This window comes from Gemmatimonas sp., from assembly GCF_044376735.1.
GTDB lineage: Bacteria > Gemmatimonadota > Gemmatimonadetes > Gemmatimonadales > Gemmatimonadaceae > Gemmatimonas.
In genome coordinates, this window is the sequence record NZ_JBILKJ010000109.1 from 1 (window position 1) to 9,581 (window position 9,581).

The window sequence follows — 9,581 nt, forward strand, 5'->3', positions numbered from 1 at the left end:
CTCGGCCCGAATGCCGTACGCACCCTGCCCGGCAAACTGCACGTACTGATTCGCCCGCTTTCGCGCGATGATCAGATACTCGTCTTCGGCCAGCGCCCCGATGCAGGCGGCGAGGTTCTTCGTGAAATTGCGCCAGTGTGTATTCGCGGGCATGGGTCCCTCCTCGGTTGAGGTGCGGTGGGCGCTTGGCTCATGTCGCAACTTGGCCGGGGGGTCTGACAGTCGGCGTGTTAGACCCGCCGTGAGACCATGCGACACACAGCACGGCATCCAACCCTCGGATGCCGTGCTGACTGCGTGACGTGACTACCGCACCCGCTTTGCCTGTCGCGTACCCGCCGTCGACGCGGTCCACACCGGCCAGGCCCGAAGTAGTGCCGAGGAATCCCCAGCTGCCGGACCAGCGATTGCCCGAGCCGCGGCGTCCTCCGACACGTGATCCAGTCGGGCGCTACCGCGCGCCGTCTCAAACGCAGCCATCAAACGCGCCTCCTCCGCCATCGGCATCGCAGCCTCACCACCCACCCCCGGCGCACCCGCCACGATCGCGTTGCTCGGGCACAACGTGTACAACGGCGCCACGAACCCCGTCGCGCCAGTCACGCGGAACACCGTCGCCTGCGCGCTCCCGTTGAATTCGCCAAACGCGAACCCGAACTGACGCGACGCGGCGATCTGCACGGTGAACGCCTTGGCGGCGGCGTTTGTCCCTCGCAACCAGAGCGAGCGGAAGTCGGGCGACAATTCGTCCCAGGTGGCACTGATCGGCGGTGCTCCGTCGAAGGAGTACGCCACCAGACCGTTCCGCGTCACGACGTGCGGCGTGCGCACCCACACGAAGAAGTATCCCGAACTGCCGCACGATACAACGAGCTCCGGGCGGTCAGTGGTGCCGAACCGGTTGGTGACCGACACGTCGGCCGACAGCACCGCGAACGATGAGCCACCCGATGAGAGCGTCTCCCAGTCGTAGGCGGTATAGGTCGCCGTCCACGCGGTGCCGTCGATGAGCACCTGCATCGTGAACGTGCCCGACTGCAACGGCGTCATCACCCCGCTGGCGTTCACCTGCGCTCGACCGCCTTCCACGATGCTCCACGTGACCGGCCGGTTGATCACGGTACCATCGGCCAGCCGTGCAGTGATCGTGTACGGGTAGCTGTCGCCCACCTTCACCCGCGTCGCACCGGTGAAGACCACCGTCGCGATGTTGTAGCGAACCGTGAGCACGACGCTGCCCGTGCGTCCCTCACTGCTGGCCGTGATCGCGGCGATACCCGGCGCGATGGCGGTGACGGTACCGGACGCCGACACCGACGCCACGTTGGGATCGCTGCTGCTCCAGCTGGTCGCACGATTGGTGAGAGTTGCGCCCGCCGCGTCTCGCAGTGTGGCGGTAAAGCCGCTCACCGCCCCCGGCGCCAGCGTGGCCGCACCCGCCACCGTCACCGTCGCCACCGGCGGCACGATCACCGTCAGCGTGGCCGAGCCGCTTTGCCCCTCGCTGGTGGCCGTCAGCACCGTCGTGCCCGTAGCCACCGCGGTCACCTCGCCCGTGGCTGACACCGTGGCGATAGCCGGAGCCGACGAGCTCCACACCACCGCCCGTCCGCTTAGCGTGGCGCCATTGGCGGCGCGCAGTACCGCCGTAACCGTGGTGGTACCACCGACGACGACCGGCGTCGCCGCGAGCGCCACCGTTACCGTCGCCACCGGCACCGGGATCACCGTCAACGTAGCCGTGGCGCTCTTCCCCTCGCTCGAGGCGGTGATCACCGTGGTCCCCACCGCCAGCGTGGTAATCGCGCCGTTGTTGTCCACCGTCGCCACCGCGGGGCTGGACGAATTCCACGCCACCGCGCGCCCCGTCAGTGTCGCGCCCCGCTCGTCGCGCAGCACCGCACTGGCCGTGGTCGCCGTACCGAGCGTGAGCGACGGCAGTGCGAGCGTCACCTGCACCGTCGCCACTGGCGCCGGGGCCACCGTGATCGACGCGCTGCCGCTCTTCCCTTCGCTGGTCGCGGTGATCGTGGCCGACCCCGCCGCAATCGCCGACACCACACCGGCGCTATTCACCGAGGCGATCGCGGGGGCCGACGACGACCAATCCACCGGCCGGCCCGCGAGCACGGCACCCGCGCTGGAGCGCAGCTCGGCCGTGGCCGACGCCGTCGCGCCCACCGTGATCTGCGCCGGCGACAGCGACACCGTCACCGTGGCCACGCCGACATTCGCGGGCGGCGGCGTGGGGGCTGTGGCACCATCTCCGCCCCCGCCGCCGCACGCGGTCATCACTGCCATCATCAGCACTGCAATCGCAACACGTTGCATCAGACTCTCCGTTGATTGTCATCACGGCGCCGTCATTGGCCGTGGAGACAAGGTGGGAGAGGGGTCTGACAGGCAGCGCGGGCGGCGGCTCTCCGCGAGGCGAATCAGCGCGTATCGTCATGATGGTGCGGGTACACGCGGTCGACTGGCAGAGGAGCTGGGATGACTACTTCGCCGATGGACCACTGGCCGATGTGTGCCGTGGCGGTGCGGGTCACAACCGACACGTTGACGGTGGATCTGGCGGATGGTCGCAGCATATCGGCGCCCCTTGCGTGGTACCCGCGGCTTGGCCACGGCACAGCGACCGAGCGCGCAAACTGGCGTCTCAATGGTCGTGGCGAAGGGGTGCACTGACCCGACCTGGACGAGGACATCAACATCGACAATCTGCTGGTGTGTATGATACATAACCCTTGATCTTGTCTCAGGTACTATTTATCATACACAATGGCCTCCGACGATGTGCTCCCCAATCGGCTCCGTCGCTCCTTGATCACCCTCGGCAAGGGGCTCAACATCGCCCGCCGACGGCGCAAGCTGACGCTCGCATCCATGGCGGAGCGAACCGGCGTCACCCGGCAGACCTATGGGCGGGTTGAGAAGGGTGACCCCACCGTCGCCATCGGCACGTATCTGATGGCCATGTTCGTGCTGGGTCTCGATGCCGGTGCGCTCGAGAAAGCGGCCGATCCCCAAGCCGATGAGACCGGGACCACGCTGCACATCGCCGAGCTGCCGAGCAGCGTCCGCACCAAGCGCACCCCTCAGGCGAAGTAGCGCGCCCGTCTCACCACACAGGCCAGCTCTCTCGTCATGGCGATTCAACGCACCCTTGATGTCCTCGTGGGAGACGTCCTGGTCGGGCATCTTCGCTTTACACAGGATGGTCGCCGGGAACACGCGGCCTTTGAGTACGACCAGAGCTGGCTGTCGAGCGAGCAGCGCTATCCGATCGATCCAACGCTTCCCCTCGTCGCCGGCCCGCAGTTTCCCCCTCATGCCGCAAGCGCCACGGGGTCGCGGTTCCACGGTGCGATCGCGGATACGGAGCCAGACGGCTGGGCGCGACGCGTGATTCTCCGGCATCACGCCAAGCAGCGACAGGAAGCCAAGGCTCGCGGCGAGAGTGTCGACCCCCTGCTCACGGCGCTCGACTTCCTGCTGGCCGTCGATGACGAGGCGCGCGTTGGCGCACTGCGCTTCCGGGACGAACACGGAGTCTGTCAGCGGGCGCACGCAGCAGGGTCGCGCACCACGCCACCGATCCTCGAACTTGGAGACCTGTTCCGCGCCACGCGCGCCGTCGAGCAGAACACGGAGACCATGGCGGACCTCGACTATCTGCGCGGTCGCGGGACGTCACTCGGGGGCATGCGGCCGAAGTGTACGATCGTCGACGACGAGTGGGGACTCTGCCTCGGCAAGTTTCCGAGCATCGCCGACGAGCGCGCGTATACCAAGGCCGAAGTGCTCGCCTTGCACCTCGCACGCGCCGCCAACATTCACGCCGCCAACGCGCGCCTCGAAGACAGCGACGGCGTGCCGGTCGCCGTGATCCGGCGGTTCGACCGCGTACGCGATTCCCGAACCGGCAACGTGCAACGGCTGCTCTTCGTGTCGTCCACCACCATCATGGCACTCCCGGCCGGAGACACCGGAGAGCACTCCTACACAGAGATTGCCGACGTCATTCGCCAAAAGAGTGCCGATGCCGCCGCGGATCTGGAAGAGCTCTGGCGACGCATCGCCTTCTCGATCCTCATCAACAACGTGGATGACCATCTCCACAACCATGGATTTCTCCACGTCGACGCAGACCTGTGGCGATTGTCCCCCGCGTTCGACATCAATCCGTTTCCGGATCGCGTCCGCGAGCTCAAGACCTGGATCAGCGAAGAGGCCGGCCCCGCGGCGTCACTCGAGGCGCTGATGGACACCGCGCGCTATTTCGGACTCGCCAAGGGTCGAGCTGCGACAATCATCGGCGAGGTCGAACGCGGAGTCTCCTCGTGGCGCGCCGTCGCGAAGACACTCGGCTTCACCAAGGACGAGGTCGAAAGCTTCGCGGATGCGTTCGAACATGATGAGCGCGCGGTGGCACGGCGGCTCATGCTATGAGCCTAACCCCTACGGGTGCGCCGCACTCACCCCATACGCCGCGTGCAGATACGCCGTGATCGCATCGGCGCCCGTGCAATACCGCTGGCCTGTGTCGCCGCTCTCTCGCAACAGCGCCGCGTGATCCGGGCGCGGGTTCAGCACCACCAGCACCGGACAGTTCTGATACGCCTCCCCCAGCAGCGCGACAATCGCCGCGCGCGGCCGCGGAAAGTCGACATACGTCACGTCGAGCTGCGTGCGGAGCGTCGGGAAGTAGCTCAGCAACCCTTCAATGCGCGCGCAGTCGGTGCAGTGGTACGCGCCGGGGCCGAGTGCAGGGTCGGCGAAGTCGGCGCGCAGGAGGAACAGCTGGTCGTGTGGCATGCGCTAGAGTATAGCCGCCGTGACGCCGGTGTGTAGCCGCTAGCCCGTAGGTTCGCGCGAAGCTCGCGAAGGGCCGCGAAGATCGCGAAGAACAACAAAAGGAAGAATTGTTGTTGCTGTTCTTCGCGTCCTTCGCGGTCTTCGCGCGCTTCGCGTGAACGAGCTGTTGCTGTTGCTGTTGCCGTGCCAGCGCCGAGCCCAAGACTGTCAGACCCCTCCCGTATCCTTCCTATTCACCCCGGAGGGATATGACCAGAAAGCTGACCCCGCAGCAGCTGCAGCACGCACTCCGCGAACACCGATTCCCCGAGCACGACGGCTGGACCATGGCCACGCCCACCGCGAGTGCCCTCGTGGCCACCAAGGGCAATGAATGCTTCAATATTGAATTGCTCCACGACGCGAACCCGGCGAGTCGCGACGACCAACTCTGCACCGCGCTCGGTCGTCTGCTGCTCACCATGCGCGACCACTCGCCCACCATGCGCTGGGGCATCGCCGCACCACACTCCGACCAGTGGCTCGAAACCCTCGAGAAGATTCCGTTGCGGGTACTGGCCACCGTTCGCCTCACGCTGATGCTGGTCGGCGAAAACAGCGTGACCGACTATCCCAATACATACGAGTACGACGAGCGGGCGCTGCTCGACGACGAGGACCTGTCGGATCTCGTGCTGGGCGAGGGAGCGGACGACGAGATCGACGCCATGCTGGACGGGCGCTGAGTCACACCGACGCGGCGAGCGCCTCACGGCCATAGCCAGCGCGGGGACACTGAGGCACGTTACTACATGGAACGCCCGATGGCCCTCCCGCCCCACCCGCCCGTCTCGATCATGATCACTCGCCGCGATTTCCTGGGCGTGTCCGCCACCCTCGGCGCCACGCTCGGCCTCTCCCCCCGTCTCCTCGCCGCCCTCGACCGCCTCCCCCAAGGCCAGCTGCTGCAGCGCGCGATCCCGAGCACCGGCGAGATGATCCCCGTGATCGGACTCGGCAGCTCCGCCACCTTCGCCACCGTGGCACGCGCCGAAGACGCCAGCGCCCTCAAGGCCGTCTTTCAAGCCATGGCCGATCGCGGGGCCCGCGTGTTCGACACCGCGCCCTCCTACGGCGCCTCCGAGCAGGTGGCCGGCGGCATCGTGAACGAACTCGGCATCGCCAGCAAGTTGTTCTGGGCCACCAAGGTGAACGTGGCCGGGCGCGGTGGGGCATCGGCCGATCCCGCAGCGGCGCGGGCGCAGATCGAGAAGTCGTTCGCGATCTTCAAGCAGCCCAAGATCGATCTCATGCAGGTGCACAATATGGGCGACCCGGCTACGCAGCTCCCCATCGTGCGTGAGTTCAAGAAGGCCGGCCGCGTGCGCTACGTGGGGATCACCACCACCTTCCCCAACCAGTACGCGCAGCTCATCGAGGTCATGCGCAACGAGCCGCTCGACTTCATCGGCGTGGACTACGCCGCCGACAATCGCGACGTCGAAGACGTGATCCTGCCGCTTGCCCTCGAAAAGAAAATCGCCGTGCTGGCCTACGCGCCGTTCGGTCGCACCAGCCTGTTCCGTCGCGCCGCCGGCAAGGAACTGCCGGCTTTCGCCAAGGAGTTCGACGCCACCACCTGGGCGCAGTTCTTCCTCAAGTTCACGCTCACCCACCCCGCCATCACCGCCGTCACGCCAGCCACCAGTCAGGCCAAAAACATGCTCGACAACATCGGCGGTGGGATGGGACGACTCCCCACCGCCGAGCACCGCATGCAGATTATCGAGTTCGTGGACGCGTTGCCTCAGCTCCCGGGGCGATGAACAACCGCTCCTCCCTCCACTCCGCACCCCACGCATGACATCACCCAGACCTGATTCTCCATCGCCGTCGGGCGGCGCCTTTCCGGTCGAGGATCTTCGATCCGGACTGGTGGTGTTCCTGGTGGCGCTTCCGCTGTGCCTCGGCATCGCCCTCGCCTCGGGTGCCCCGCTGTTTTCCGGCGTGATCTCCGGCATCATCGGCGGGTTGGTCGTCTCGCTGCTCTCCTCGTCGTCAGTCAGCGTGAGCGGCCCGGCCGCCGGCTTGGCGGTGATCGTCGCCACCGCCATTCAGAGTCTGGGCTCGTTTTCCGCGTTTCTGCTCGCCGTCTTGATCGCGGGGATCATGCAGATCGGATTCGGCCTGGTGCGGGCAGGCCGTGTGGCCGACTTCGTGCCCAATGCGGTGATCAAGGGGATGCTGGCCGCGATCGGCGTGGTGATCATCCTCAAGCAGATCCCCCATGCGTTGGGGCGGGACAAGTCGTTCGAAGGCGACTTCGATTTCTTTCGCGCCGACGACGGGGCGTCTACGACCCTTTCCGATATCGCCGATGCGATCGCGACGGCCAATATCGAAGCCGTACTGATCGCCGCCGTGTCGTTGGCGATCCTGATCGCGTGGGATTCCGCGCGGGTGAAGCAGCACAAGCGCCTCGCCATGATTCCCGGCGCGTTGCTCGTGGTGATCGTCGGCATCACGATGAACGAGATCTTCCGCGCCTTCTTCACCGATTTCTACCTGCGCGCCGAAGATGGACATCTGGTGACGCTCCCGGCCGGCGGCGCACGCACGCTCCTGGCCCAGATCACGTCGCCGGATTGGTCACGGTGGAACGATGCCCGCGTGTATTCCACCGCGATCACGCTGGCGGTGGTGGCGAGCATCCAATCCCTGCTGTCGCTCGAGGCCTCCGACAAGATCGACCCGCAGCGTCGGATCTCCGAGCCCAATCGTGAGCTCATCGCGCAGGGCGTGGGCAACATCGCCGCCGGCATGCTCGGCGGCCTGCCCGTCACCGCGGTGATCGTGCGAAGCTCGGCGAACGTGTACGCGGGTGCACGAACGCGATGGTCGTCGTTCATCCATGGCGTGCTGTTGCTGGTGTGCGTCGTGGCCATCCCCGCCCTGCTCAATCGCATTCCGCTGGCCAGCCTCGCGGCGGTACTGATCATGGTGGGCTACAAGCTCACGAAGCCGGCCCTGTATCAGACCATGTACAAGGCCGGCACCAACCAGTTCCTGCCGTTCATGGTCACGGTGCTGGCCATCGTCTTCACCGATCTGCTCACCGGAGTACTCGTGGGCCTCGTGTTCGGTGTCTTCTTCGTGGTTCGCACCAATCAGCACTCGGCGTTTACCTTGGTGCGGCAAGACGCGATGTACCTGCTACGCTTCAACAAGGATGCGTCGTTCGTGAACAAGACGGAGCTCAAGTCGAAGCTCATGAATCTTCCGTCGGATTCGAGCCTGATCATCGACGGCACGAAGGCCGTCTTCATCGATGATGACATCTACGATGTCGTCGTCGACTTTTCAGAAGGTGCCTCGCACAAGCGCATCGACATCGAGTTCAAGCAGTTTTTCGACAAGACCCAAAACTACCGCAAGCGGAGACTGACGCATGGAGTCGCATAAGAAGTTGCTGCTTGCCAACAAGGCATGGGTGGCGGACAAGCTGAACGTCCGTGAAGACTATTTCCTGCGGATGGCCAATGACCAGACGCCGGAATTCCTCTGGATCGGCTGCTCGGACAGCCGAGTCCCGGCGGAAGACGTCACCGGCACTGGTCCCGGCGAGCTCTTCGTGCACCGCAACATCGCCAATCAGGTGATTCACACCGACTTCAACATGCTCAGCGTGTTGCAGTACGCGGTCGAAGTGCTGAAGGTGAAGCACATCATCGTCTGCGGGCACTACGGCTGCGGCGGCGTGCGCAACGCACTCTCGCATCAGCACCTGGGGCTGATCAACAAGTGGCTGCGTAACATCAAGGACGTGTATCGCATTCACCGGCACGAGCTGGACGGCATCGACGATGAAGAGCGCCGTCTGCGCCGGCTGGTGGAGCTGAATGTGCAGGAACAGGTGTGGAAGTTGGCCGAAACCTCGTTCGTGCAGCATGCATGGCAGGAAGGACGGGACCTTCACATCCACGGATGGGTATACGACCTACACACGGGGCTCATCAACGACCTGCTGATGCTCACGCCGCGCACCCCGGTCGATCCGATCTATCAGCTCAACTTCGACGATCTGAAGAAGTAGGGAGCGGCGCGTACAGACATACCGGCTCAGCATCGGCGCTGAGCCGGACCGTTCCGGTCTGCGCCATCCCGAGCGTTTCCAGCACGCGGATCGACGCGGCGTTCTCCGGCGATACAATTGCCACGATGCGTGTGAGCCCGAGTGTAGCGTGCGCGTACGCCAGCGTAGCGGCCGCCGCCTCGCGCGCGAACCCCTGCCCGCGATGCGCCGGCAGAAACGCGAAGCCGAGGTCCACGTCGGAAAGCGTCGCGCGCCGCAGCAGTCCGCAAATCCCGATCGGCACGCCAGTATCCCGCCTCGCCACGCGGTACAGTCCAAACCCGTGCGCGGCGTACGACGCCATCGGCCCCGTCTCGAGATAGCGACGCGCATCGTCCTCGGTACGCACGCCGCGGTCGCCGATGTAGCGCAGCCAGTCGGGGTCGGTGAGCAGCGCCACGATGAATGCCGCGTCGTCGACAGTTAACTGGTCGAGTCGCAAGCGCGCGGTGGCGATGAGGGGGGGACTCATCGCAGGTTGCAGTATCGTCATGGCGAGAAAGTTGAGGGGGAAGTTAGGCTTCCGACTGTGGTCGAGGGGCTGTGGGGGCTGGGCTTTGGGCTCTGGGCTCTGAGGGCTTGGGGCTGTGAGGCTCTCGGCTCTCGGCCGTGGGCCATCGGCCATGGGCCGTGGGCGGGGCCCCCCGATGCA

11 protein-coding genes are annotated in these 9,581 nt (G+C 65.6%); 7 read left to right on the forward strand and 4 right to left on the reverse strand.

The genetic code is table 11. The annotated features are described in order from the left end of the window. The coding region (locus tag ACIRA7_RS12515) for a TY-Chap domain-containing protein (protein WP_396221181.1) at positions 1-270 on the reverse strand (270 nt) is incomplete at its 3' end. 36 nt (positions 271-306) lie between these two features. After that, positions 307-2,331: an Ig domain-containing protein gene (locus tag ACIRA7_RS12520; RefSeq protein ID WP_396221182.1), complete on the reverse strand. Its 2,025-nt coding sequence runs from the start codon at positions 2,329-2,331 to the stop codon at positions 307-309. 162 nt (positions 2,332-2,493) lie between these two features. Here ACIRA7_RS12520 and ACIRA7_RS12525 point away from each other — a divergent pair, with 162 nt between their 5' ends. The 3 genes from ACIRA7_RS12525 to ACIRA7_RS12535 all read left to right on the forward strand — a co-directional run bounded on the left by ACIRA7_RS12525 (position 2,494) and on the right by ACIRA7_RS12535 (position 4,452). After that, on the forward strand, positions 2,494-2,688 hold the full coding sequence (locus tag ACIRA7_RS12525) for a DUF2442 domain-containing protein (RefSeq protein WP_396221183.1): 195 nt from the start codon (positions 2,494-2,496) through the stop codon (positions 2,686-2,688). 93 nt (positions 2,689-2,781) lie between these two features. After that, the gene (locus ACIRA7_RS12530; protein WP_396221184.1) at positions 2,782-3,111 is read left to right on the forward strand and encodes a helix-turn-helix domain-containing protein; all 330 of its coding nucleotides are present in this window, start codon (positions 2,782-2,784) and stop codon (positions 3,109-3,111) included. A 36-nt stretch (positions 3,112-3,147) separates the two neighbouring features. Continuing rightward, positions 3,148-4,452, forward strand: a complete 1,305-nt coding sequence (locus ACIRA7_RS12535; RefSeq protein ID WP_396221185.1) for a type II toxin-antitoxin system HipA family toxin — start codon at positions 3,148-3,150, stop codon at positions 4,450-4,452. Between the two features lie 9 nt (positions 4,453-4,461). Here the strand turns inward: ACIRA7_RS12535 and ACIRA7_RS12540 are convergent, their stop codons facing one another. Beyond that, positions 4,462-4,818, reverse strand: a complete 357-nt coding sequence (locus tag ACIRA7_RS12540) for a DUF3088 family protein (protein ID WP_396221186.1) — start codon at positions 4,816-4,818, stop codon at positions 4,462-4,464. A 248-nt stretch (positions 4,819-5,066) separates the two neighbouring features. On the opposite strand from ACIRA7_RS12540, the gene ACIRA7_RS12545 reads away from it, so the two are divergent. From ACIRA7_RS12545 to ACIRA7_RS12560, 4 genes are all read left to right on the forward strand, one after another. After that, entirely contained in the window at positions 5,067-5,543 is a 477-nt protein-coding gene (locus tag ACIRA7_RS12545) for a hypothetical protein (RefSeq protein WP_396221187.1), read from the forward strand. Positions 5,544-5,654: 111 nt separating this feature from the next. Beyond that, positions 5,655-6,623 carry an aldo/keto reductase gene (locus ACIRA7_RS12550; protein ID WP_396221188.1) on the forward strand — a complete coding sequence of 323 codons (969 nt, stop codon included), beginning with the start codon at positions 5,655-5,657 and terminating at the stop codon, positions 6,621-6,623. A gap of 34 nt (positions 6,624-6,657) precedes the next feature. After that, positions 6,658-8,259 carry a SulP family inorganic anion transporter gene (locus ACIRA7_RS12555; RefSeq protein ID WP_396221189.1) on the forward strand — a complete coding sequence of 534 codons (1,602 nt, stop codon included), beginning with the start codon at positions 6,658-6,660 and terminating at the stop codon, positions 8,257-8,259. Next, positions 8,246-8,890, forward strand: coding sequence for a carbonic anhydrase (locus ACIRA7_RS12560; protein ID WP_396221190.1), 645 nt, complete (start codon positions 8,246-8,248; stop codon positions 8,888-8,890). Before ACIRA7_RS12555 ends, ACIRA7_RS12560 begins: the two co-directional genes overlap by 14 nt. Here ACIRA7_RS12560 and ACIRA7_RS12565 read toward each other — a convergent pair. Further along, positions 8,865-9,401, reverse strand: a complete 537-nt coding sequence (locus ACIRA7_RS12565; RefSeq protein ID WP_396221191.1) for a GNAT family N-acetyltransferase — start codon at positions 9,399-9,401, stop codon at positions 8,865-8,867. The two genes, ACIRA7_RS12560 and ACIRA7_RS12565, sit on opposite strands and share 26 nt — an antisense overlap. Positions 9,402-9,581 lie beyond the last annotated feature (180 nt).